The organism is Lacisediminihabitans sp., from assembly GCF_043726815.1.
Classification (GTDB): Bacteria; Actinomycetota; Actinomycetes; order Actinomycetales; family Microbacteriaceae; genus Lacisediminihabitans.
This window is the reverse complement of record NZ_JAYSJZ010000091.1, coordinates 1-22,394: the sequence shown is the minus strand read 5'-3', so window position 1 is coordinate 22,394 and position 22,394 is coordinate 1. Positions and strand designations below refer to the sequence as shown.

Annotated in this window: 22 protein-coding genes; 8 read left to right on the top strand and 14 right to left on the bottom strand. The window is 68.7% G+C overall.

The genetic code is table 11. The annotated features are described in order from the left end of the window. Nucleotides 1-52: 52 nt before the first annotated feature. The 4 genes from dhaL to sucC form a co-directional block, all read right to left on the bottom strand. The gene (gene dhaL, locus ACHZD8_RS14085) at nt 53-694 is read right to left on the bottom strand and encodes a dihydroxyacetone kinase subunit DhaL (RefSeq protein WP_394771060.1); all 642 of its coding nucleotides are present in this window, start codon (nt 692-694) and stop codon (nt 53-55) included. Nucleotides 695-699: 5 nt separating this feature from the next. Then, nucleotides 700-1,698, bottom strand: a complete 999-nt coding sequence (gene dhaK / locus ACHZD8_RS14080) for a dihydroxyacetone kinase subunit DhaK (RefSeq protein WP_394771059.1) — start codon at nt 1,696-1,698, stop codon at nt 700-702. 221 nt (nt 1,699-1,919) lie between these two features. Then, nucleotides 1,920-2,807 carry a succinate--CoA ligase subunit alpha gene (sucD, locus tag ACHZD8_RS14075; protein ID WP_394771058.1) on the bottom strand — a complete coding sequence of 296 codons (888 nt, stop codon included), beginning with the start codon at nt 2,805-2,807 and terminating at the stop codon, nt 1,920-1,922. Nucleotides 2,808-2,819: 12 nt separating this feature from the next. Continuing rightward, nucleotides 2,820-3,983 (bottom strand): ADP-forming succinate--CoA ligase subunit beta, encoded by a 1,164-nt coding sequence (gene sucC / locus ACHZD8_RS14070; RefSeq protein WP_394771057.1) that lies wholly within the window; start codon nt 3,981-3,983, stop codon nt 2,820-2,822. A 256-nt stretch (nt 3,984-4,239) separates the two neighbouring features. Here sucC and ACHZD8_RS14065 point away from each other — a divergent pair, with 256 nt between their 5' ends. Together ACHZD8_RS14065 and ACHZD8_RS14060 are read left to right on the top strand one after the other, a co-directional pair. Next, nucleotides 4,240-4,983 carry an oxygenase MpaB family protein gene (locus ACHZD8_RS14065; RefSeq protein WP_394771056.1) on the top strand — a complete coding sequence of 248 codons (744 nt, stop codon included), beginning with the start codon at nt 4,240-4,242 and terminating at the stop codon, nt 4,981-4,983. Nucleotides 4,984-5,199: 216 nt separating this feature from the next. Then, the gene (locus ACHZD8_RS14060; protein ID WP_394771055.1) at nt 5,200-6,267 is read left to right on the top strand and encodes a winged helix DNA-binding domain-containing protein; all 1,068 of its coding nucleotides are present in this window, start codon (nt 5,200-5,202) and stop codon (nt 6,265-6,267) included. A gap of 71 nt (nt 6,268-6,338) precedes the next feature. Here ACHZD8_RS14060 and ACHZD8_RS14055 read toward each other — a convergent pair whose 3' ends face one another. Both ACHZD8_RS14055 and ACHZD8_RS14050 read right to left on the bottom strand, forming a co-directional pair. Then, on the bottom strand, nt 6,339-7,412 hold the full coding sequence (locus ACHZD8_RS14055; RefSeq protein WP_394771054.1) for an alkene reductase: 1,074 nt from the start codon (nt 7,410-7,412) through the stop codon (nt 6,339-6,341). Between the two features lie 121 nt (nt 7,413-7,533). Beyond that, a complete protein-coding gene (locus tag ACHZD8_RS14050) occupies nt 7,534-8,379 on the bottom strand; it encodes a helix-turn-helix transcriptional regulator (RefSeq protein WP_394771053.1) in 846 nt (281 codons plus the stop codon). 128 nt (nt 8,380-8,507) lie between these two features. Between ACHZD8_RS14050 and ACHZD8_RS14045 the strand changes: the two genes are divergently transcribed. After that, nucleotides 8,508-9,248: an SDR family oxidoreductase gene (locus tag ACHZD8_RS14045; protein WP_394771052.1), complete on the top strand. Its 741-nt coding sequence runs from the start codon at nt 8,508-8,510 to the stop codon at nt 9,246-9,248. A gap of 21 nt (nt 9,249-9,269) precedes the next feature. Here ACHZD8_RS14045 and ACHZD8_RS14040 read toward each other — a convergent pair whose 3' ends face one another. After that, complete coding sequence (locus ACHZD8_RS14040; RefSeq protein WP_394771051.1) at nt 9,270-11,684, bottom strand: ATP-dependent helicase; 2,415 nt, start codon at nt 11,682-11,684, stop codon at nt 9,270-9,272. Between the two features lie 49 nt (nt 11,685-11,733). Next, nucleotides 11,734-12,732, bottom strand: coding sequence for a glycerophosphodiester phosphodiesterase family protein (locus tag ACHZD8_RS14035; RefSeq protein ID WP_394771050.1), 999 nt, complete (start codon nt 12,730-12,732; stop codon nt 11,734-11,736). A gap of 58 nt (nt 12,733-12,790) precedes the next feature. Here ACHZD8_RS14035 and ACHZD8_RS14030 point away from each other — a divergent pair, with 58 nt between their 5' ends. The 4 genes from ACHZD8_RS14030 to ACHZD8_RS14015 all read left to right on the top strand — a co-directional run bounded on the left by ACHZD8_RS14030 (nt 12,791) and on the right by ACHZD8_RS14015 (nt 15,056). After that, a complete protein-coding gene (locus ACHZD8_RS14030; RefSeq protein ID WP_394771049.1) occupies nt 12,791-13,027 on the top strand; it encodes a zinc ribbon domain-containing protein in 237 nt (78 codons plus the stop codon). Then, nucleotides 13,020-13,541, top strand: coding sequence for a hypothetical protein (locus ACHZD8_RS14025; RefSeq protein ID WP_394771048.1), 522 nt, complete (start codon nt 13,020-13,022; stop codon nt 13,539-13,541). Before ACHZD8_RS14030 ends, ACHZD8_RS14025 begins: the two co-directional genes overlap by 8 nt. 9 nt (nt 13,542-13,550) lie before the next feature. Continuing rightward, entirely contained in the window at nt 13,551-14,372 is an 822-nt protein-coding gene (locus tag ACHZD8_RS14020; protein ID WP_394771047.1) for a Bax inhibitor-1/YccA family protein, read from the top strand. 129 nt (nt 14,373-14,501) lie between these two features. After that, a complete protein-coding gene (locus tag ACHZD8_RS14015; RefSeq protein WP_394771046.1) occupies nt 14,502-15,056 on the top strand; it encodes a dihydrofolate reductase family protein in 555 nt (184 codons plus the stop codon). Between the two features lie 7 nt (nt 15,057-15,063). On the opposite strand, the gene ACHZD8_RS14010 is transcribed toward ACHZD8_RS14015, so the two are convergent. After that, nucleotides 15,064-16,509, bottom strand: coding sequence for an MFS transporter (locus ACHZD8_RS14010; protein ID WP_394771045.1), 1,446 nt, complete (start codon nt 16,507-16,509; stop codon nt 15,064-15,066). 115 nt (nt 16,510-16,624) lie between these two features. On the opposite strand from ACHZD8_RS14010, the gene ACHZD8_RS14005 reads away from it, so the two are divergent. After that, complete coding sequence (locus ACHZD8_RS14005) at nt 16,625-17,197, top strand: TetR/AcrR family transcriptional regulator (RefSeq protein ID WP_394771044.1); 573 nt, start codon at nt 16,625-16,627, stop codon at nt 17,195-17,197. A gap of 380 nt (nt 17,198-17,577) precedes the next feature. Here ACHZD8_RS14005 and guaA read toward each other — a convergent pair whose 3' ends face one another. From guaA to ACHZD8_RS13980, 5 genes are read right to left on the bottom strand one after another with little or no spacing between them, the layout of a single operon-like run. Next, nucleotides 17,578-19,167, bottom strand: a complete 1,590-nt coding sequence (gene guaA, locus ACHZD8_RS14000; protein WP_394771066.1) for a glutamine-hydrolyzing GMP synthase — start codon at nt 19,165-19,167, stop codon at nt 17,578-17,580. Continuing rightward, nucleotides 19,160-19,615, bottom strand: a complete 456-nt coding sequence (locus ACHZD8_RS13995) for a DUF3817 domain-containing protein (RefSeq protein WP_394771043.1) — start codon at nt 19,613-19,615, stop codon at nt 19,160-19,162. The genes guaA and ACHZD8_RS13995 overlap by 8 nt, the downstream gene beginning before the upstream one ends. Nucleotides 19,616-19,619: 4 nt before the next feature. Further along, a complete protein-coding gene (locus tag ACHZD8_RS13990) occupies nt 19,620-20,387 on the bottom strand; it encodes an SURF1 family cytochrome oxidase biogenesis protein (protein WP_394771042.1) in 768 nt (255 codons plus the stop codon). Between the two features lie 4 nt (nt 20,388-20,391). Continuing rightward, a complete protein-coding gene (locus ACHZD8_RS13985) occupies nt 20,392-21,738 on the bottom strand; it encodes a cation:proton antiporter (protein WP_394771041.1) in 1,347 nt (448 codons plus the stop codon). Between the two features lies 1 nt (nt 21,739). Continuing rightward, nucleotides 21,740-22,276, bottom strand: a complete 537-nt coding sequence (locus ACHZD8_RS13980) for a cation:proton antiporter regulatory subunit (RefSeq protein ID WP_147783426.1) — start codon at nt 22,274-22,276, stop codon at nt 21,740-21,742. Between the last annotated feature and the right edge of the window lie 118 nt (nt 22,277-22,394).

Genomic DNA, 22,394 nt, shown 5'->3' with positions numbered 1-22,394 from the left:
CGCGCGGCGTTCCGGCAATCTCCCGGCCGAACTCGTGGTGCGGCCGCCCCGGTCAGCCGGCGAGTGCCCCCGCCAGCGACTGGAACAGCATCGCGGTGGATGTCGCCCCCGGGTCGAGGTGACCGGCGCTTCGCTCGCCGAGATAGCTGGCCCGCCCCTTGCGCGCCACGAGCGGGATGGTCGCCTCGCGGCCGGCCTCTGCGGCGGAGAACGCGGCCGCGGCCGCATCGGACACGCTCGCGCCGCCCGCCACGGCCGCGTCGAGCGCGTCGATGGCCGGCGACATCGCGTCCACCATGGTCTTGTCGTTGAGCTCGGCCTTGCCGCGGGCGATGACGCCCTCGAAACCGGCTCGGAGCGCCGCCGCGAGGGCGGCGCCGTCGAGCTCGGTCACGGCCCCGGCCGTCGTTCCGAAACGGAGGAAGAAGGTTCCGTAGAGCGGGCCACTCGCGCCGCCGACGGTGCTCACCATGGTCATGCCCACCGTCTTGAACAGCGCGTCGACCGCCTCGGGCGGGGCGGCACCGATCTTCTCCATGACCGCGGTCATGCCTCTCACCATGTTCACCCCGTGGTCGGCATCGCCGATCGCCGAGTCGAGCTCCGTGAGATAGGTGCGGTTCTCGGTGACGAGCGCGCTGAAACGCGAGAGCCAGTCGAGAAGCTGCGGGAGGGATGCGGTGCCGTCGCCCATGGCGCCTAGACCCCCCAGCGCAGGCCGGCGGTGTTCACCGGGGCGTCCCACAGGGTGAGGATCTCGTCGTCCGCCTTGAGCAGCGTCACGGAGCATCCGGCCATGTCGAGCGAGGTGATGTAGTTGCCCACGAGGTTGCGGGCGACCTGGACCCCGGCGGCGTCGAGAAGCTTCTTGACCTCTCCGTACATCAGGTAGAGCTCGATGAGGGGAGAGCCGCCCATGCCGTTGAGCATCACGATGTTGGGGCCTCCCGTGAAGTCGAGGTCCGCGAGGATCGGTTCCACGAGCTGACGGGCGATCTCGGCGGCCCCGGCGAGCGGCACGCGGTGGCGCCCGGGCTCGCCGTGGATGCCGACGCCCATCTCCATCATGTCGTCCGGCAGGTCGAAGGTGGGCTTGCCCGCCGACGGCACCGTGCAGCTCGTGAGGGCCATCCCCATGGAGCGCCCGGCGGCATTCACCCGACGGGCGAGGTCGGCGACGCTCGTGAGGTCGCGGCCCTCTTCCGCCGCCGCACCGACGATCTTCTCGAGCAGCACCGTCACGCCGACGCCTCGGCGGCCCGCCGTCCAGGTGGAGTCCTCCACCGCGACGTCGTCGTTGGTCACCACGGACTCCACCTTGATGCCGGACTCCGCCTCCGCCAGCTCGGCGGCCATCTCGAAGTTCATCACGTCGCCGGTGTAGTTCTTCACGATGTGGAGCACGCCGGCGCCCGCGTCGACGACCTTGGTCGCCTCCTGCATCTGGTCCGGCGTGGGGGACGTGAACACCTCGCCGGCGCACGCCGCGTCGAGCATCCCGAGACCGACGAATCCTCCGTGCAGAGGCTCATGCCCAGACCCGCCGCCGGAGATGAGCCCGACCTTGCCCGCCCTGGTCTTCTCGCCCCGGTAGATGATGCGGTTCACGTGGTCGACGTTGAGTTCCGGATGGGCCGCCGCGACGCCGACCAGCGAGTCGGCAAGCACATTCGACGGGTCATTGATGAGCTTCTTCACGATGAAACCTCTTCCTCGAGTTCTCTCGCTCCGGCCTCCCGGCACCGATGCCGCAGAGCGCTGTCGCAGGGTAAGGCGACAGTTCACTACAACGCTAGACCGCGCGCCGCCCGCGCGCCACAAACGTGAGGAAACAGTGGGTGGAGGGGTCCGTCCCGCACAACCCACTGTGCCCCCGTCGCTCACACGACGGGGGCACTGTTGCCTTCGGCGGCCCGAGGCTACAGGCTCGCGAGCACCTCGCGCATGAGGGTGGCGGTCTCGCTCGGCGTCTTGCCGACCTTGACCCCGGCGGCCTCGAGGGCCTCCTTCTTGCCCTGCGCGGTGCCGGCCCCGGAGGACACGATCGCGCCGGCGTGGCCCATCGTCTTGCCTTCCGGTGCGGTGAATCCGGCGACGTAGCCCACGACGGGCTTGGTCACGTGCGCCTTGATGTAGTCGGCAGCACGCTCCTCAGCGTCCCCGCCGATCTCGCCGATCATCACGATCGCCTTGGTCTCGGGGTCCGCCTCGAACGCCGCGAGGGCGTCGATGTGGGTGGTGCCAATGATCGGGTCGCCGCCGATGCCGATCGCGGTCGAGAAGCCCAGGTCGCGCAGCTCATACATCATCTGGTAAGTGAGGGTTCCCGACTTCGAGACGAGGCCGATCGGCCCCTTGCCCGTGATCGTGGCCGGCGTGATGCCCACGAGGGACTCGCCGGGGGTGATGATGCCCGGGCAGTTCGGCCCGATGATGCGGGTGGTGCCGCCCTTGGCCTTGGCCGTGGCCCAGAACTCGGCCGAGTCCTGGATGGGGATGCCCTCGGTGATCACGACGACCAGCGGGATCTCGGCCTCGATGGCTTCGAGCACGGCATCCTTGGCGAAGGCCGGCGGCACGAAGACGATCGACACGTCGGCGCCGGTCTTCTCGATGGCCTCGGCCACGGTGCCGAATACCGGCAGCTCGACGTCGCCGTGGGTGACGGTGGTGCCGGCCTTGCGGGCGTTGACGCCTCCGACGACCTGCGTGCCGGCCTTGAGCATGAGGGCGGTGTGCTTGGTGCCCTCACCCCCGGTGATGCCCTGCACGATGACCTTGGAATCCTTGTTCAGAAAGATAGACATTGTTCCGCGCCCTTACTTCGAAGCCAACTCGGCGGCCTTGTCGGCGCCTTCGTCCATGGTGTCTGCGAGCGAGACGAGTGGGTGGTTGTAGTCGGCCAGGATCTGGCGACCCTCCTCCACCTTGTTGCCGTCGAGGCGCACCACGAGCGGCTTGCTCGCCGTGGACCCGAGGGTCTTGAGGGCGCCGACGATGCCGTTCGCCACCGCATCGCAGGAGGTGATCCCGCCGAAGACGTTCACGAAGACGCTCTTGACCTGGGCGTCGCCCAGGATCACGTCGAGGCCGTTCGCCATCACCTCGGCGGATGCCCCGCCCCCGATGTCGAGGAAGTTGGCCGGCTTGGCGCCGCCCCACTTCTCGCCCGCGTAGCTCACCACGTCGAGAGTGGACATGACCAGCCCGGCACCGTTGCCGATCACGCCGACCTCGCCGTCGAGCTTGACGTAGTTGAGGCCGAGCCGCTTGGCCTTGGCCTCGAGCGGGTCTTCGGCGCCGGAGTCGACGAGCGCCTCGTGGTTCGCGTGACGGAATTCGGCGTTCTCGTCGAGCGAGACCTTGCCGTCGAGGGCCACGATGTCGCCGTCCTCGGTGAGCACGAGCGGGTTGACCTCGACGAGGGTGGCATCCTCGCCCTTGTAGACCTCGTAGAGCTTCACGAAGACGGGGGCGACCTTGTCCACGATCTCGGCCGGGAACTTCGCGGCGATCGCGATCTCGGTGGCCTTGGCGAGGTCGATGCCGACCAGCGGGTCCACCTCGATGCGGGCGAGGGCCTCCGGGCGCTCCACGGCCAGCTCCTCGATCTCCATGCCGCCCTCGAAGCTCGAGAGGGAGAGGTACGAGCGGTTGGCCCGGTCGAGCAGCACCGAGAAGTAGTACTCCTCCTTGATGCGGGCGCCAGCTGCCACCATCACGCGCTTGACGGTGTGGCCCTTGATGTCGAGGCCGAAGATGGCCTCGGAGGCGGTTGCCGCGTCATCCGGATTGTGCGCCACCTTCACGCCACCCGCCTTGCCGCGGCCGCCGGCCTTGACCTGTGCCTTGACGACGACGGTTCCGCCGAGCTTCTCCGCCGCCGCCCGGACCTCGTCCGGGGTGTCGGCGATGATGCCGGCCAGAACAGGCACTCCGTATGACTCGAAAAGGTCTCTTGCCTGATACTCGAAAAGATCCACGCTGCTTGTCCAATCCGCAGGTCGTTTGTCTGATGGGCCACTGAGCCGTCGGCGCACCGGTGTTCGCATGCGCTGTCGCTCTGGGCACTGTCGTTCGCCGCATTGTCTCGACGCCGAGATAGTTCGACGTCAAGACACTTGGGCCACCAAGAACTCTACTCTCGGCTCACCTGTCGGCTCGCCGTACGGCGGGCAGCGGGCGTGAAACTTCTCCGGTTCTTACGTCGGTCGCCGTACCGCGCCGCACAATGGTTCCATGCCACTCATCGATCTCGGCGGCGAAGGCGTGCTGCTCGCCGGCGGCGGCAGGGCCATCCTGCTGCAGCTCGCCGACCCCGCGATCGGGCATGCGGTGGCCGAGCACAGCAGCTTCGCGGCCGACCCGCTCCGGCGCCTGCGCAACACGCTCACCTATGTCTACGCGCTCGTGTTCGGAACGCCGGCGCAGGTTGCCAAGGTCACCGCGATGGTGCACCGGGCCCACGAGCCGGTGCGTTCCGCCCGCTACGACGCCGCCGAACCCCGCCTGCAACTGTGGGTCGCCGCCACGCTCTACGACACCGCGACCGTGCTGCACGCGCGCATCTTCGGGCCCCTGAGCGATGCGGATGCCGACGAGGTCTACCGCGAATACGCCGTGGTCGGCACCGCCCTGGGCATGCCGCCCGAGCTCTGGCCGCCCGACCGTGAGGCCTTCCGCGCCTATTGGGACTCTCGTCTCGCGGAACTTCGGGTGGATGACGCGGCCCGCGGCGTCTGCCGCCAGCTGCTGCATCCGAAGACCGGTCCGTTCTGGCTTCGCGCGGTGATGCCGGCTGCCCGGTTGGTGACGGCCGGCCTGTTGCCGGCGGAGCTCCGCACGGCCTACGGGCTCCCGTGGGGCGCCCGGCGCGCCCGGCGCTTCGACCGCTTCCTGCGGGTGACGGCGTTCGCGTACCCGCGGCTCCCCCGCGGCATCCGGCACTGGCCCAAGAACCACTACCTCCGAGCGCTCGGCTGACCCACTCCCCCGCGGGCCTCCTCTTCTCCTTCCGAAATCCATGCATTTCGTGCCGACACGCCGTTCAGGTGCTTGGTTGTGCGGCGTGTTGATCAGGAATGCATGGATTTCGGAAGGGGTGAGGCGGAAGGGGTGACTACAGGAACGAGTGACCACAGGGGGTAACAGCGGAAGGGGAAGCAACGGGCGACAGTGGTCTTCGGCATACTTGCGCGTATGGCCACGGCGGTGAGTGCAAACGACGTGCTACGCATGCGGCTCGCGAGCCAGCTGATCGGCGGCCCGTCGCTGGCGCCCGCCGCGGTCGTCACGCACATGCTCGCCACCCAGGCCCAGGACTTCGCCCAGGCGCTCTGGGCCATCGGGGTGCGGTCGCCCGGCTCGACGAGGTCCTCGGTGCTAGACGCCCTGCGGTCCGGCGATGTCGTGCGCTCCTGGCCATTCCGCGGAACGCTGATGTTCGTGCCGGCCGAGGACCTCGGCTGGATGCTCGGAATATCCGCCCATCGCGCACTGAGCGCGGCGGCGGCCCGGCACCGCATGCTCGAGCTCGACGACGCCTCCCTGTCCGAGGCGCGCGATCTCACCGTGGCGGCGCTGGAGGGAGGCCGGATGCTCGGCCGCGACGACTACTTCGCCATGCTCGAGGGCCACGGCATCCGCACCACCGCACAGCGCGGCGTGCACATCATCTGGGTGCTCGCCCAGACCGGGGTCGTGTGCTGGGGGCCACCCCTCGGCACCCAGCAGGGGCTCGTACTCGTCGACGAGTGGGTGCAGTCGCCCCGGGTCCTGGGTCGCGACGAGGCCCTGCGCGAGCTGGTCGTGCGCTACTTCACCGGGCACGGGCCAGCGACGCTCAGAGACCTGGCCTGGTGGGCGAAGGGCACCATCGCCGATCTCAGGGCCGGCATCGCGCTCGCCGGCGATGCGCTCGAGCAGCTCAGCCACGAGGGAACTGCCTATTGGCGGCTCGCGGGATCTCCCGACCCAGCGCGCTGGCCCGCGCTCTCGATGCTTCCGGGCTTCGACGAATACCTGCTCGGCTACCAGGCCCGCGACCTCCCCCTCGCGGAGGAGCACAGCGCGAAGATCGTGCCGGGCAACAACGGGATCTTCCTCCCGACGATCGTGGTCAACGGCCGGGTCGTCGGAACCTGGAAGCGGGCGTTCCGCGGGGCGTCCATCACGGTCACGCCCGAGCCGTTCACGGGTCTCTCCGCGTCAAACACCGCCGCCCTGGAGCGCGCGACGAAGCGCTACACGTCGTTTTTCGCGGGGTAGAGCCTCTCGATCGGGCTGATCTTGATGAGCGGCCGGGTCGGCCACCGCGGTCAGATAGCCGAACGCATCACTCAGCTCGCCAGCGCGGGATAGTCCGTGTAGCCCTCCGCGGTGGGGCCATAGAAGGTGCTCGGATTCGGCTCGTTGAGCTCGCGGTCGTCTCGCCAGCGTGCGACCAGGTCGGGGTTCGCGATCACCTGGCGGCCGACGGCGACGACATCCGCGCGCTTCGCGCTCACGATGTCCATCGCCTCGTCACGGGTGGTCAGTTGGCCGAATCCGCTGTTGACCATGAGCGGTCCACCGAACCGGGCGCGCAGGTCTTGCACGAGCTCTCCCGCGGGGTCACCGTGAAGCACGCTGAGGTAGGCGAGCCCGAGAGGGGCGATGCCGTCGACGAGCGCCTCGTAGGTCGCCCTGGTCTCCGCCTCGTCCGTCTCGAAGACGTCCTGGATGTTGTGAGAGGGCGAGATTCGGATGCCCACCCGATCCGCGCCGATGGCCTCGGCCACAGCCGTGACGGTCTCGATGCCGAAGCGGGCGCGGTTCGCGGGCGAACCGCCGTAGGCGTCGGTGCGCACATTCGACACGGGGGAGAGGAATTGGTGAAGCAGGTAGCCGTTGGCGGAATGCACCTCGACCCCGTCGAAACCGGCCTCGATCGCATTGCGGGCGGCCTGCACGATCTCGGCAGTCACCGCGGGCAGTTCGTCGGTCAGAAGCGCGCGCGGCTCGGCGAAGGGCTTCTTACCGAGAGGCGTGTGGGTCTCGCCGTCGATCGCGATCGCGCTCGGAGCCACCGGAGTGAGGCCCCCGGTGATCTCGGGATGCGACATGCGGCCGCTGTGCATGATCTGCATCACGATGACACCGCCCTCCGCGTGCACCGCCTCGGTGACCCGGCGCCAGCCGGCGATCTGCTCGGCGGTGACGATTCCCGGCTGGCCGGGGTAGGCGCGGCTGTTCGGGGTCGGGTAGGTGCCTTCGGTGACGATCAGACCGGTGGTCGCGCGCTGCCGGTAGTGCTCGACGAGCAGGTCGTTCGGCACGCCGGCATCCCCCGCGCGCAGCCGGGTAAGGGGCGCCATCACGACGCGGTTGGAGAGGGCGAGGGCCCCGAGACGAGTAGGCGAGAAGAGTTCCATGACACCGCTTTCTGACAATGACTGAATCGGCGCGCGGCATTGGGCACCCTGACCCGAACCCGGGGAGACCGGATCGCATTCCTCAAATTCGGCCCGACCCAGCGGATTTACAGGTGGTCGTTTACTGGTGCTCGGAGAACTCCTGTGAGCCGACGACCCCGAGAAGCTGCAGCTTGTCGTAACCGGCGGTGCCCGGCTTCGCCGTGAGCACGATCAGGGTCTGGGACTGGTCCTCGGTGAACAGCGCCTGGCAGTCGAGCTCGATCGAGCCGAGTTCGGGATGAATGATGGTCTTGTGGTCGTCGAACCGGGTCGCGACCTCGTGACGTTCCCAGGCGTCGACGAAGGCGGGGCTCTCCGCGGTCAGGGCGGCGACCATCCGCTCGGCCCGGGCATCCGGTCCGCCCATCGAGAGCGCGGCGCGCAAGCCAGCCGCGCGGATGATGCCCTGGCGCTCCCGGTCCTCGACGGGGTAGCGAGCCCGCTCCGAGGGATCGGTGAACCAGCGGTAGTAGTCGCTCGCGGCGAGGCCGGTGAACCGGGAATGATCGCCGAGCAGGGCGATCGCGAGTCGGTTTTGTGCGAGGGTGACGCCGAGATCGGAGAGCACCATCGCCGGACTGTCGTCCAGCCGGTCGAGCACCCGCAGCAGCGGAGGGCTCACGTGATCGGAGCGTCGGAGGCGACGCGGAGGGTTGTGCCCCGCAAGCCGGAACAGATGGTCCCGCTCGTCGAGGCTGAGCCGAAGCGCCCGCGTGATCGCCGTGAGCATCTGGTCGGAGGGCTGCGGTCCGCGCTGCTGCTCGATTCGTGCGTAGTAGTCCGTCGACATTCCGGCGAGCGCCGCGACCTCTTCTCGGCGCAGACCGCTCGTGCGGCGGCGGGCACCGTCCGGCAGGCCGACATCGCTCGGCTTCAGTGCCTCGCGCCGGTGGCGGAGGAAGTCGGCGAGAGCGGTTCTGTCCATTGATCAATCATCCATCCTTCGCCCTCGAGCAAACAGGGACCGGCAATCCATGGACAAACGCTCCTCTCCCGCCGCAGCGCCGCCTCGCCGAGAGTGGTGACACACCCACCAGAAAGAGAGACACCACCATGAACATCAGCGGCAACACGGTCTTCATCCCCGGAGGAACGTCGGGACTCGGTCTCGGCCTGGCGCTCCGCCTCCAGGCCGCGGGCAACCGGGTGATCGTCGCCGGACGCCGCGAGGCGCTCCTCGACCAGATCGCCGCCGAGAACCCGGGCATCGAGACGGTCGTCCTCGACACGACCGATCCCGACTCGATCCTTCGCGCGGCGCAGACCGTCACGACCCGCTGGCCCGAGACAAACGTGTTGATCACCATGGCCGGGATCATGGAGGTCGAAGACGTGCACACTGCCGACTTCCTCGCGATCGCCGAGCGGACGGTCAGCACCAACCTGCTCGGACCGATCCGGCTGATCGCCGCGTTCGTCGAATTCCTCGCGACGAAGGACTCGGCGATCGTCACGGTCTCCTCGGGTCTCGCGCACGTTCCCCTGTCGATCACCCCGACCTACAACGCCACAAAGGCGGCGATCCACATGCTGACCGAGGGCATCCGGCTCCAGCTCGCCGACACGTCCATCCAGGTCATCGAGCTCGTTCCTCCCGCCGTGCAGACCACCCTGCTTGGACAGCAGGACAGCCCGACCGCGATGCCGCTCGAGGCGTACCTGAGCGAGACCATGCACCGGCTCGAGAGCCAGCCGGAGGCGAAGGAGATCCTCGTGGAGCGCGTCAGGATGCTGCGCTTCGCCGAGGTGAACGGCACCTACGATCGGGTGGTCGGCATGCTGGCGGGCCACTGACCCGGCGGCACGTCCTCGCCGTTAGAGCTTCTCGATCGGGCTGATCTTGATGAGCAGCCGCTTGCGGCCGGCCGACTCGAACTGCACCTCGGCGACGCTCTTCGGGCCGACACCGGTCACGGCGGTCACCCTGCCGTCGCCGAAGTCCACATGCCGGATGCGGTCGCCGGCGGCGAGCGTGAGGTCGCCGTTGTCGCGCACCGTGTTCGTGACCTTGTTGGCCCACTCGGTCTTGGGCTGCGCGGCGCGGGCCGCACGGGCGAGCGCGGTCGCGCCGGGCCCCACCGAGCCCGCATAGCCGGCGCCGAGCGACGGACCGGACGATTCGACGCCGAATCCGCCGCGGCGGGCGTTGAGGGCGCGCGGCTGGGTGCCGCCGCGCGAGTTCGCCATGCCGGGCGACTGGCGCCACTCGATCAGTTCCGGCGGGATCTCCTGCAAATAGCGCGACGGCATCGCCACCGAGACATCGCCGAATTGCGCCCGCGTCATGGCGAGCGAGAGGTAGAGCTTGCGGCGGGCCCGGGTGATGCCGACGTAGAACAGCCGGCGCTCCTCGGCCGGTCCGCCCGGCTCGTTCGCGGACATCCGGTGGGGCAGCAGGTCCTCCTCGATGCCGGTGAGGAACACGGCCTCGTATTCGAGCCCCTTCGCGGTGTGCAGCGTCATGAGCGAGACGGTTCCGCTCGAGTCGTCGAGGTCATCCGCCGCCGCCACGAGCGAGGTCTCGGTGAGGAAGTCGAGGAGGGTTCCCTCCGGGTTGTTCTTGTTGAACTCCTTGGTCACCGCCACGAGCTCCTCCACGTTCTCGGCGCGCGCCTCGTCCTGCGGGTCGCGCGAGGCCCGCAGCGCCTCCACGAATCCGGTCTTCGTGAGCAGCGCCGTGAGGATGTCCGCCACCGGAGCCGTGTCGGCGGTGAGCGCGACCTCGTCGAGGGTCGCCCCCAGCCGCAGGATCGCGCCCGTGATCTTCGGGCCGAAGCCCATCTCGTCCGCGTGCCGCAGCGCCTCGCGCAGGGTCACGCCGTGATGGTCGGCATAGCTCTGCAGAGCCGCCTCGGTCACCCCGCCGATGCCGCGCTTGGGGGTGTTGAGAATCCGCCGCAGGGCCATCGGGTCGGCCGGGTTGGCCACCGCGATGAGGTAGCCGAAGGCATCCTTGATCTCGGCCCGCTCGTAGAACTTGGTGCCGCCGAGCACGCGGTAGGGCAGCGCCGAGCGGATGAAGATCTCCTCCAGCGCTCGGGTCTGCGCGTTGGTGCGGTAGAACACGGCCACGTCGCGGTACTCGAGGCCCTGGGCGTGCAGCTCGGTGATCTCGTCCGCGATGAACTGCGCCTCGTCGTGCTGGCTGTACCCGGTGAATCCGACGATCTTGTCGCCTTCGCCGATGGTCGTGAACAGCTTCTTGTCTTTGCGGTCGAAGTTGTTCGAGATCACTGCATTCGCCGCGCTCAGGATGTTCTGTGTCGACCGGTAGTTCTGCTCGAGCAGCACGACCTTGGAGTTGGGGAAGTCGCGCTCGAACTCCACAATGTTGCGGATGTCCGCGCCGCGGAACGCGTAGATGGACTGGTCGGAGTCGCCGACCACGGTGAGGGATGCCGGCTCGAGGTGCTTCGTCGGGTTGCTGAGCAGGGAGCCGTCGAAGCCCGTCGCGCCGCCGAGCAGGTCGGTGCGCGGGGGCTGGGTGAGCTCGCGGATGAGGGAGTACTGCGCGTGGTTGGTGTCCTGGTACTCGTCCACGAGGATGTGCCTGAAGCGGCGCTGGTAGAGGGCCGCCACCTGCGGGAAGGCCCGGAAGAGGTAGACGGTCTGCCCGATGAGGTCGTCGAAGTCGAAGGCGTTGGCGCTCGAGAGGCTGCGGGTGTACTCCCGGAAGATGTCGAGGAACACCCGCTCCTGCGGGTCGTTGAAGTTGGCGCCCCTGGCGTAGGACTCCACATCGCTCAACTCGTTCTTCAGCTTGGAGATCTTGCCGGCAACGCCGCTCACCGTGAAGCCGAAGGTGTCGGCATCCAGGTCTTTGATGATCCGCTTGATGAGGGCTCGCGAGTCGGCCGAGTCGTAGATGGTGAAGTTCTTGCCGAAGCCGAAGTGCTCGGCTTCGCGGCGCAGGATGCGCACGCACGCGGAGTGGAAGGTGGAGATCCACATGCCCTGCGAGGCCTGCCCGAGCAGGGCCTCGACGCGTTCGCGCATCTCCGCGGCGGCCTTGTTGGTGAAGGTGATCGCCAGGATCTGGGACGGCCAGGCGTCCCGCGTCTCGATCAGGCTCGCGACTCGGCGAGTGAGCACGCTCGTCTTACCCGAGCCCGCCCCGGCCACGATGAGCAGGGCCTGCCCGCGGTATTCGACCGCCTCGCGCTGCTGCGGGTTGAGCCCCGCGAGAAGCGGAGACTCGGTGGGCTCGGCGGGATCCAGGATGAAGGTCATGACGCACCAATTCTAGGCGGCGCCCCCGACAGCCACTTCGACGCTGCGGCTACCCGAGCGCCGCACGCACCTCGATCGCGAGGTCCGGCTGGTCGGCGAAGACCCCGTCGACTCCCGTGTTGTAGATCACCTCGAACTCGCGCCGCCAGTCGCCGAACTCCTCGGCGGCATCGCCGCGCCGCAGCGGCTTCGCGAGGAACTTATTCTCGGCCCGAAGCGTCCAGCAGAACACCGCGAGGCCCGCATCGTGCGCGCGCGCCACGAGGTCGGTGGCACCCTCGGCGGATGTCGGTGCCCCCTTCGGCAGGATCAAACGCTTGTGCACGCTGATGCCGTCGACCTCCGCGGCGAGGTCCGCGAGCCCGCCGCGAGTGAGATAGGCGGAGTATGGCGAGGCCTTCCTCCCCTTCGCGGCCACCTCGTCGGCCGGGGCACCCTTGGCATCGATCAGGTAGACGAGCGTCGCGGCGACCCCGCGCGCCCGTACGGCCAGCAGCACGCTCTTCTCGAAGCTCTCCACGGTGAGGCGGTCGTCATCCGTCCAGCCGGCGGCGCTCAGCTCGCTCGCCAACAGCACGTCGAGCGGAAGCCCGATCGAATCGAAGTAGGCGGCGTGCTTCACCTCCACCACCAGACCCACCCGCCGGGGCGCGCCGTCGACGAGTTCGAGCAGGTCGGCGAGCCTCAGGATGCCCTGCTCCCCCGCGGCCTCGTCGTTGTGCGGGCGCACCTTCGGCAGCCGCTCGCGCGCGTTGAGCGTCGCCAGCTCTGCCCAGGTGAAGTCCTCGGTGAACCAGCCGGTGAGCTTGGAGCCGTCGATCGAGCGCGTGACCCGGCGGTCGGCGAACTCCGGCCGGCTCGCCACATCCGTGGTGCCCGAGATCTCGTTCTCGTGCCTGATCACCAGCACGCCGTCCTTCGACGCGACCACGTCTGGTTCGAGCGCATCCGCACCCTGCTCGATCGCGAGCTCGTAAGCCGCGCGAGTGTGTTCCGGCCGATAACCGCTGGCGCCCCGGTGGGCGATGACGAGGGGGAGAGAGTTCACGCTGCCACGGTACGGGACGCACAAAGACAGCAGTTGAACTGGGGGTAATCTCAACGACATGGGGAAATGCGCGAACTGCGGGGAGGCGCTGCGACCCGCGTGGAAGTACTGCATCAAGTGCGGGATGCGCGTCGCGCAGGCCGGTGACGGCATCCCCGGCGCCATCCGGCCCGATCCGGAACCGGCTCGACGCAAGCGCCCGGACGCCATGCTCGCGTTCGGCGCGATCATGGCCGTGGTGGGGGTGGCCCTCATCGTCTGGGTCGCCATCGTCGTGTTCACGCCTCGTGGCTGACCAGGCCGCCGCCTGGCGGGAGCCGGCCCGCGAGTTGCCGCTGCGCTGGGGCGGCTACGGAGGCCGCTATTCCGCCGCCATCGGCCTGATCCTCGCCGGCGGGCTCCTCGTGCAGGCGGCCTCGGTCTACGCCGGGTACCTCCTGGTCGGCGGCCTCGCCGCCCACATCGCCGGCTGGATCATCCTGCCCGCCCGCGGACCGCGCCGGGTCGCGATCGCGCTGCCGAGCGCCCTCGCCGTCGGATCCCTCCTCTTCGGATCCGCGGGCAGCATCCTGCTCGTGATCCCCCTGGTCGGCTGGCTCTACCTTCGCCAACGCCCCGCCATCGCCTACCTCGTCACCGTGCTGCCCGTGCTGGCCGGACTCGTGCTCAGCCAGCTCTACCCGCAGTACGGTCACGGTGCCATCGTCGTCGCGGTCGCCACGCTCGTGCTCGTGGCCTCCGCCTGGCTCGGCCGTTCGATAGCAAAATCGAGGCCAATCTCCAGCCAGAGCAGAGTAAAGGTCCGCTAATCTTGGCGCATGGCCTCATCCAATCCGGCATTCAACAACTCCCCAGCGTTCTCCGATCGCCCGAACACGGCGGGGAAGTTTCCGATCACCCCTGCTCCGAGCACCGAGGGCATGACGGCCGAGCAGCTCACCGAGCTGTACAGCCGGCCGTCCGCCACGCCCGTCGAGACCGACCGGATGACGTACGAAGACACGATGGTCAAGGTGGTCGTGAGCTTCGCCATCCTGCTCGTCGGCGCGGCCGTCGGCTGGATCTTCCCCGTGCTCGCCATCCCGGCCGCGATCGTGGGCTTCGTGCTCGCCCTCGTCAACATCTTCAAGAAGAAGCCGTCCCCCGCGCTCGTGCTGAGCTACGCGGCGGTCGAGGGCATCTTCGTCGGAGGCATCACCAGCTTCTTCGAGTCGCAGTTCCAGGGAATCGCCCTCCAGGCGGTCATCGGCACCTTCGTCGTCGTCGGGGTGACGCTCGCGCTCTTCGCGAGCGGCAAGATCCGCGCCTCCAAGCGGGCCACCAAGATCTTCCTCATCGCCATGGTCGGCTACCTCGTCTTCTCCGTCGTCAACGTGATCCTGATGGCCACGGGCGTCACTACCGACGCGTTCGGGCTGCGCAGCCAGCCGGTATTCGGCATCCCGCTCGGCGTGATCCTCGGGGTGCTCGTCATCATCATGGCGGCGTACTCGCTCGTGCTCGACTTCGACAGCATCCAGAAGGGCGTGCAGCGCGGCGCCCCGCGTGCCTACGGCTGGACCGGCGCCTTCGGCATCATGGTCACCGTGGTCTGGCTGTACCTCGAGATCCTGCGCCTGCTCGCGATCATGCGCCGCTAGTCGGATTCGAAAGAAGGGCCGTCCTCCTGGACGGCCCTTTTTCGTTGAGCGCGGAGGCTTGCGTCGACACGTTCAACTGCCTAGGGTCGGACCCAGCGAGCGGCCGACGACAGCGGAACGGGGTGCGAAGTGGCCCACTTGAATTACACCGCCATCACCTCTCTCGACGGCTACGTCGCGGATGCCGACGGCACCTTCGACTGGAGCGCACCGGACGAGGAGGTGCACCGGTTCGTCAACGACCTCGAGCGACCGGTGGGCACCTACCTCTACGGGCGACGGCTGTACGAGGTGATGGTCGCGTGGGAGACCGTGGACGTGGCGGGCGAGCCTGAGGTGATGCGGGACTACGCGCAGCTGTGGCGCGCCGCCGACAAGGTCGTCTACTCGACGACTCTCGAGTCGGTCTCGAGCGAGCGCACCCGCCTCGAGCGCGAATTCGATCCCGAAGCGATCCGGCGGGCGAAGGAGGCGGCCGAGAGCGACATCTCGGTGGGCGGGCCGGCACTCGCCGCCCACGCGCTGCGCGCCGGCCTGGTGGACGAGGTGCGCCTCTTCGTCTCGCCCGTGGTGGTGGGCGGCGGTACGTCGTTCATGCCGAACGGCGTCCGCCTGCAGCTGGAGCTGCTCGACGAACGCCGTTTCGGCAATGGGGTGGTGTTCCTGCGCTACCGGGTGCGCTGATGCCGGATCAGGCGACCTCGGCCGGCACCCGCAAGTCCCGGTCCGGCTCGGTTTCGGCCTCCGGTGCCGTCGCCACCGCGGCGCGGGCCGCCGACGGCACCAGCAGGGCCACGAGGGCCGCCGCCACCGCGAAGGCCGCGAGCACGATGAAGCCGTCCGTGTAGCCGGCCTCGAGCGGGAGGCCGGTCGAGTCCAGGTTGCCGGTCACGATCGTCGAGAACACCGCGGTGCCGATCGCCCCGCCGATAGTGCGCACGTTCACGTTCATTCCGCTGGCCGCCCCGGTCTGGTGGGCGGGCACCGCCTGCACGACGAGGCTCGACATCGCGGAGTACGCGATCCCCAGCCCGAGCCCGAAGACCCCGGATTCCACGGCGATCTGCCACGGCGCCGAATGCGCGAACACGATCGCCGCCGACGAGACCGCGATCACCGCGGAGCCGATCGCAAGCTGCGCCCTGAAGCTCACCACCGGTGCCAGCGGGCCGCTCACGAAGCCGGCGATCGCCATGGTGACCAGCATCGGCAGCAGCAGCAAGCCGCTCAGGGTCACGCTCGCGCCGAAACCGTAGCCGGTGCTCGCGGGAGTCTGGGTGAACTGGGGCAGGAACGCATAGACCGAGAACATGCTGGCCCCGAAGAGGAGGGCGACGAGGTTGACCGTCCAGACGGCGGGGAGCCGCATCATCCGCATGTCGATCACGGGGTTGCCCGAGCGGTACTCGACAACGATCCAGGCCGCGAGCAGGATGGCCGCCACGGCGAACAGGCCGATCACCATGGGCGAGCCCCAGCCCCACGCGTGCGCCTGGCTGAGCGGCAGCAGCAGGGCCACGAGCCAGCCGGCGAGGAGCGCCGCGCCCGCCCAGTTGATGCGGCCGCCCGAGCGCACGGGCGACTCCGGCACGAGTCGGACGGCGAGCACGCCCACCAGGCTTGTGACGATCATCGGGATCCAGAACAGCCAGCGCCAGCCCAGCGCGCCGACGATGGGGCCGGCGAGCACCACGCCCAGCCCTCCCCCGACCGCGATGATCGCGGAGAGGGCGCCCACCGCGGAGGCGACGCGGGCGCGGGGGAACTCGTCCCGGATGATGCCGAAGGCGAGCGGGAAGACCGCCCCGCCGAGCCCCTGAAGAACCCGGGCGGCGATGAGCACCCCGATGGTGGGCGCGAGCGCCGCGACGAGGTTGCCGACCGCGATCGCGGCGAGGGCGATGAGCAGGGTGCGGCGCTTGCCCGCCATGTCGCCGATTCGTCCGAGCAGCGGGGTGGCGATGGCGGCGGAGAGCAGCCACCCGGTGAGCACCCAGGTCACGGTCGACTGGCTGGTTGCGAGGTCGCGCTGGATGGTGGGCAGCACCGGGTTGATGAGGGATTGCAGGAGGGTGAAGGATGCGGCAGCCAGGGCGAGCACCGTGAAGGTGGCCCCGGGTGAGGTGCGGGCGGACATAGTTTCCTTTCGAGAGCGGCTCGCGCTCGTGACCGGCTCGACGGCCGGTGCTAAAGTGGAGGGGTACCTCCTATTATATGGAGGCACCCCTCCAGTTAGCAACCCAAGGATGACCATGACCGACGCGCCCCTCGTGCCCGGAGTCGTCGCGCGCCCCCTGAGGGCCGACGCGCGGCGCAATTTCGAGTCGGTGCTGGCGGCCGCACGGGACGCGTTCGCCACAAACGGGCCGGATGCCTCGCTCGAGGACATCGCGCGCCGCGCCGGTGTCGGCATCGCCACCCTGTACCGCAACTTCTCCACCCGCGCGAGCCTCATTGAGGCCGTCTACTTCGACGAGGTGGACGCCCTCTGCCGAGCCGCCGAACACCTGGGCGAGCTTCCCCCGTGGGAGGCGCTGATCGCGTGGCTCCGCCGATTCGTCAACTATGCCACGACCAAACGAGCGCTGCTGGACGGGCTCAACCGGGATTCGGACATGTTCCGCAACGCGAAGTACGCCATGTTCGAGGCCGGCAAGCCGCTCCTCGCCCGGGCGCAGGCCTCCGGTGACGCGCGAGCGGACGTCGAGATCGCCGACGTGCTGTTCCTGATCTCCGGGCTGCTCTCCGTGTCCTACGCGGATGACGAACAGCGCGAGCGCGTGCTCGGCCTGGCCCTGGACGGCATCCGCCCCCCGCGGCCCTAGCCGCTGCCGCCGCGCGTCACGGCTGCGTGCAAACCGCCTCACGGCTCTGCAAAAACCGCCTCACGGCTGCGTACAAACCGCCTCACGGGCGCGCACAAACCGCCTCACGGCGGGGAAATCGCGTCACGGCGGGAGTCACGACTCCCGCCGCCACGCAGTTTCCCCGCCGCGGCCGGCGATTTCTCCCGCCGCGAGCAACAACCCCTGGCGCGAGGGCGAGCCGAGGTCGCGCGGGCCACGGCCAGGCATCCGCAACTCCCTCCGCGAGAGCGCAACTCCCGCCGCAACGCCGCCGCCGCCTACAAGCTGCCGCCTACAAGCCGCCGCCCACGAGCAGCGGCAGCCGCTGGCCGAGCCGACCCGAGCGGCAGCGCGCCGGACTACTCCCACTCGATGGTCCCCGGCGGCTTCGACGTCACGTCGAGCACGACCCGGTTTACGCCGGCCACCTCGTTGGTGATGCGATTGGAGATGCGGGCGAGAACGTCGTAGGGCAGTCGCGTCCAATCGGCGGTCATCGCGTCCTCGGATGACACCGGGCGCAGCACGATCGGGTGCCCGTATGTACGTCCGTCGCCCTGCACACCGACCGAGCGCACGTCGGCGAGAAGCACCACCGGACACTGCCAGATCTCCTGGTCGAGGCCGGCGGCGGTGAGTTCGGCGCGCACGATCGCGTCCGCCTTGCGCAAGAGCTCGAGCCGGTCGCGGGTGACCTCGCCCACGATGCGGATGCCGAGACCGGGCCCGGGGAACGGCTGGCGGCCCACGATCACCTCGGGCAGTCCGAGCTCGCGGCCGATGGCGCGCACCTCGTCCTTGAAGAGGGCGCGGAGGGGTTCGACGAGCTTGAACTGCAGGTCTTCCGGCAGCCCGCCCACGTTGTGGTGGCTCTTGATGTTGGCGGTTCCGGTGCCTCCGCCGGACTCCACGACATCCGGGTACAGGGTGCCCTGCACGAGGAAGTCGATGGAGGCGCCGTCGCCCTGCGCCTCGAGCACGAGCGCCTCGGCGGCGGCCTCGAACGAGCGGATGAACTCGCGCCCGATGATCTTGCGTTTGGTCTCCGGGTCGCTCACGCCGGCGAGCGCGTCGAGGAACTGGTCGACGGCGTCGACGGTGACGAGGCGCACGCCCGTGGAGGCCACGTAGTCCTCCTCCACCTGCCGGCGCTCATCCTGGCGCAGCAGGCCGTGGTCCACGAAGATGCAGACGAGCTGGTCGCCCACCGCCTTGTGCACGATCGCCGCGGCCACGGCGGAGTCGACACCGCCGGAGAGCCCGCAGATGACGCGGGACGAGCCGACCTGGGCGCGGATGCGCTCCACCTGTTCGGCGATGACGCTGCCGCTGTTCCAGTCGGCCGGGATGCCCGCCGCGTTGTGCAAAAAGTTCTCGAGCACGCGCTGGCCGAACTCGGAGTGCTTCACCTCGGGGTGCCACTGCACGCCGTAGAGCCGGCGCTCGTCGCTCGCGAACGCGGCCACCGGGGTGGAGGCGCTCGAGGCCAGCACGGCGAAGCCCTCCGGCGCCTTGGAGACCGAGTCGCCGTGGCTCATCCACGTGGTCTGGGCGTGCGGCTGGCCGGCGAGCAGGGTGCTGTCCCCCTCCGCGAGCGTGACGGCGGTGGAGCCGTACTCGCGCAGCCCGGTGTTGGCCACCTCGCCGCCGAGCTGCTGGGCCATCACCTGGAATCCGTAGCAGATGCCGAGCACGGGCACGCCGAGCTTCAGGATGCCCGGGTCGAGGGTGGGCGAGCCGGACTCGTACACGCTCGACGGCCCACCGCTGAGCACGATTCCCGAGGGGTTGAGGGCGGCGACCTCCTCCGCGGTGATCGTGTGCGGCACGATCTCGGAGTAGACGTTCGCCTCGCGCACGCGGCGCGCGATCAGCTGGGCGTATTGTGCGCCGAAGTCGACGACGAGGACGGGCTGTTGCGCGGTCTCGCGCGGCGTCGACTTAACGATTGGTGGCCTCCGGGGTGGTGACGGTGGTGGGCGCCGGCTGTTCCAGCTCGGCGCGTTCGTGGTGCACCCGGCGAGTGATGAAGTGCTCGACGATGAAGGAGAGGAACGGCACGACACCGCCGAGGGCGATCTGGATGAATCGGCTGAACGGCCAGCGCATGAGGCTCCAGAGCCGGAAGTCGCAGAAGAGGTAGACGACGTAGAGCCAGCCGTGGGCGATGAGGATACCGGTGGAGAGGTTGACGGCCCGCACGGTGCCGTCCGGAACGAGCGCGATCAGGCCGTTCGGGCCGCCGAGCTCGATCTCGCGGTGAATCGGCGAGTACTTGAACAGCATCTCGAGCACGAGCAGCAGAAGCAGGGTGCCGGTGACGTAGGCGGAGATGCGGTAGAACTTGAGCGCTCCCCGGATGGCGGGAACGTCGGAGGCCTTGGGGCGAAGGGGCATTGCCCTAGTTTACTTCGCTCGCTTCCTCCTGCTCACGCTCCCAGGCATCCTTCACGAGGCGGTACCAGAGGAAGATCGCGAAGCCGGCGAAGACGACCCATTCGACGGCGTAGAACACGTTGAGCAGGTTGACCTCCACATCGGAGGACGGCTTCGGGGAGTCGATAGCGGTGAGGCCGACGGCGGGGACGGCGGAGATCAGGTAGCCGCCGTAGACACCGGCCGGATCGGCCTGCCGCCACAGGTTGATCATCGCGCCGGGCGAGACGGTGGTGAGCTTGCCGCGCTCGAAATCGGAGTCCTGAGGACTCTCACTGGGAATGTACCGGCCGGTGACGGTCACCGTAGCCGAGGCCTGGCTGGCATCGATCGTCGAGAGGGCCGCCTTCGCGCCCTTCAGGGTGGCCGACCAGCCCACGGCCGCGACGAGCCCCACCGGGCCGCCGTCGCCCGGCCGGTCGACGGAGAAGTGCCCGACCACCCAGTAGCCGGCAACCCCCTTGTTGAGGCGGTCGCTCACGATCACGTAGTCCCCCGGCACCCAGGCGCCCGTCGCTGTCACGAGCTGCGCGGTCGCCCGGTCGGTGACCGGTGATTGCGGCTTCGCCACCGAGGTGAGCGGAACGATCGTCTCGGTATCGCGCTCGATGACCGTGCCGGTGGCCACGCTCCGCGCCAACTGCCACTGGCCGAGTGCCGCGAAACCGGCGGCCAGGGCGAGAGCAAAGACGAGCGCCGCGATCCACCGCGGGCGACGGGCTACCGACCACATGTCTTCAGTACTCCGGGTCTCGTGTGCGAGCGGAGGCCTCATCCGATTGCTGCATCGCCTGTTCGATCAGTCGTTCGGCCGCCGTCGACGCGGCCGCAGGTTCGCCGTGTTCCAGCCCCTCGGTCGCGGCCTCGACAAGCGCGATGTTCTCCTCGGCCATGATCGGCCGCTGCGGCTTGGGCTTCTTCTTGGTGCGCAGGATGACCGCGCCGATCTTCTGCGAATTGGCCGCCAGGATCGGGCCGATGATCGACATGATCAGCACGTAGAGTCCGGCGAACGGCACGATCCTCTTGTCGAGTCCCGCGCTGATCGAGAGCGTGGCGAGGATGAGCGCGAACTCGCCCCGGTTCTGCAGGATCACCGTCGCGTTGATGCCCGCCTGGGGACCCAGCTTGTTCAACCAGGCCACGAACTGGCCGGCGATGATGTTCAGAAGGAAGGTCATGAGCACGGCGCCGAGCACCGGCATGAGCACCGTCGAGAACTCGGAGGCGTTGAGCGTCAACCCGAAGTTGAGGAAGAAGAACGCTCCGAAGACATCCCGCATTGGCAGGGACAGATGCTCGATCTTGGAGCGGTATTTCGTCGCGCCGAGAACGAGCCCGATCAGGAAGGCGCCGATCGCATCCGTCACTCCGAGCAGTTCGCCGATGCCGCCGAAGGCGACGGCGAGGCCGAAGAACAGGATGGTGAAGAGCTCGTCGTCCTTCGTGCGGAACAGCCGAGACACCCACTTGCCGCCCCAGCGGGCGATGGTGAACATCACGACGAGGAAGAGGAACGAGACCGCGAGCTTTCCGATCACCGGCCAGATGGCGGTCTCGTTGCTCAGCACGACGCCGACGATCGCCAGGTAGATCGCGATGAAGATGTCCTCGACGACGGTGACGCCGAGGATCATCGGCGTCTCCTTATTGGCGAGACGGTTGAGCTCGATGAGGAGCTTCGTGACGATGGCGCTCGACGAGGTGGCGGTGATGCCTGCGATGATGAGCGCCTCGCGGGTGCCCCAGCCCACCCAGAAGCCGAAGGCGAGACCCACGGCCATGTTCACCAGGATGTACGAGCCGCCGGACACGATGAGCCTGCCGGCGTTGCTGAAGAACTCGTCCTGGTCGAACTCGAGACCGAGGTTGAAGAGCAGCAGGATGAGCCCGAAGATGGCGATGAGCTCGATGCGGCCGGAGTCGAAGTTGAGCGGGAACCAGCCCGTGTGGGGGCTCGCGAGCAGGCCGACGAGCATGTACACGGGAATGGCGGGCAGGCCGATGAGCTTGCCGAGCCGACCGAAAACGTAGGCGATGAGGAGGAGTGCCCCGAGAATCGCGAGCTCTTCGCCCAGATGCACGCTAGCCTCCGGGCGGAGCGTCTACAGGCGCCTTTGCCCCCAGTGACAGCTCGCCCGTGCGATAGAAGTTGAAGGCCTTCGTGACCTTCTCCGGCGATCCGGCCACCACGAGGGTGTCTCCCGGGAAGACCTTGAAGTCGTCCGCCGGGGCCGGGTTGGCCGAGTCGCCCCGCACGACGGCGACCACCGTGAGGCCCACAACGCCGTGGGAGGCGAGGTTGCCGAGCTGCTGCCCGGCGATGTGATCGTCGTAGTCGACGGTGAACCAGTCGATCGACAGGCCCGGGATCTGGTCGAGCTTGTCGAGGCCCTCGGTGATCCGGGTGCCGCCGAGCAGCTCCGCGAGGGTGTGTGCCTCGTCTTCGCTCAGGCGGAGGGAGACCTTGTTGGCGTCCGATCCGTCTTCCTCGTCGGCGAACGTGATGAGGTCGCTGTGCCCGGACCGGTGGGTGATGACGCCCGCCTTGCCTCCGTCGGCGGTGACGAAGGTGTGCAAGACCCCCACCCCGGGAAGCTTGACCCGTCGAACGTCGACCATTGCTCTGACTCCCTCGAGGTTCTCGCATTCGTTGATGCGGCAACCAGTCTATCCGGGCCCGCCTGAGCGAGTCCCGGCGTTCGCGGAGCGCGCATCCGGCCCCCGGAGCGCGCTCCGC

Excerpts from the sequence above, each read along its gene's own strand:
- ACHZD8_RS14020 (WP_394771047.1), top strand. The coding sequence starts at position 13,551 with ATGGCCTCATCCAATCCGGCATTCAACAACTCCCCAGCGTTCTCCGAT.
- ACHZD8_RS14005 (WP_394771044.1), top strand. The coding sequence starts at position 16,625 with ATGACCGACGCGCCCCTCGTGCCCGGAGTCGTCGCGCGCCCCCTGAGG.
- ACHZD8_RS14040 (WP_394771051.1), bottom strand. The coding sequence starts at position 11,684 with ATGACCTTCATCCTGGATCCCGCCGAGCCCACCGAGTCTCCGCTTCTC.
- dhaL (WP_394771060.1), bottom strand. The coding sequence starts at position 694 with ATGGGCGACGGCACCGCATCCCTCCCGCAGCTTCTCGACTGGCTCTCG.
- ACHZD8_RS13990 (WP_394771042.1), bottom strand. The coding sequence starts at position 20,387 with ATGTGGTCGGTAGCCCGTCGCCCGCGGTGGATCGCGGCGCTCGTCTTT.
- ACHZD8_RS14030 (WP_394771049.1), top strand. The coding sequence starts at position 12,791 with ATGGGGAAATGCGCGAACTGCGGGGAGGCGCTGCGACCCGCGTGGAAG.
- ACHZD8_RS14050 (WP_394771053.1), bottom strand. The coding sequence starts at position 8,379 with ATGGACAGAACCGCTCTCGCCGACTTCCTCCGCCACCGGCGCGAGGCA.
- ACHZD8_RS14060 (WP_394771055.1), top strand. The coding sequence starts at position 5,200 with ATGGCCACGGCGGTGAGTGCAAACGACGTGCTACGCATGCGGCTCGCG.
- ACHZD8_RS14010 (WP_394771045.1), bottom strand. The coding sequence starts at position 16,509 with ATGTCCGCCCGCACCTCACCCGGGGCCACCTTCACGGTGCTCGCCCTG.
- ACHZD8_RS14055 (WP_394771054.1), bottom strand. The coding sequence starts at position 7,412 with ATGGAACTCTTCTCGCCTACTCGTCTCGGGGCCCTCGCCCTCTCCAAC.
- ACHZD8_RS13995 (WP_394771043.1), bottom strand. The coding sequence starts at position 19,615 with ATGCCCCTTCGCCCCAAGGCCTCCGACGTTCCCGCCATCCGGGGAGCG.
- ACHZD8_RS14045 (WP_394771052.1), top strand. The coding sequence starts at position 8,508 with ATGAACATCAGCGGCAACACGGTCTTCATCCCCGGAGGAACGTCGGGA.
- ACHZD8_RS14065 (WP_394771056.1), top strand. The coding sequence starts at position 4,240 with ATGCCACTCATCGATCTCGGCGGCGAAGGCGTGCTGCTCGCCGGCGGC.
- sucD (WP_394771058.1), bottom strand. The coding sequence starts at position 2,807 with ATGTCTATCTTTCTGAACAAGGATTCCAAGGTCATCGTGCAGGGCATC.
- ACHZD8_RS13980 (WP_147783426.1), bottom strand. The coding sequence starts at position 22,276 with ATGGTCGACGTTCGACGGGTCAAGCTTCCCGGGGTGGGGGTCTTGCAC.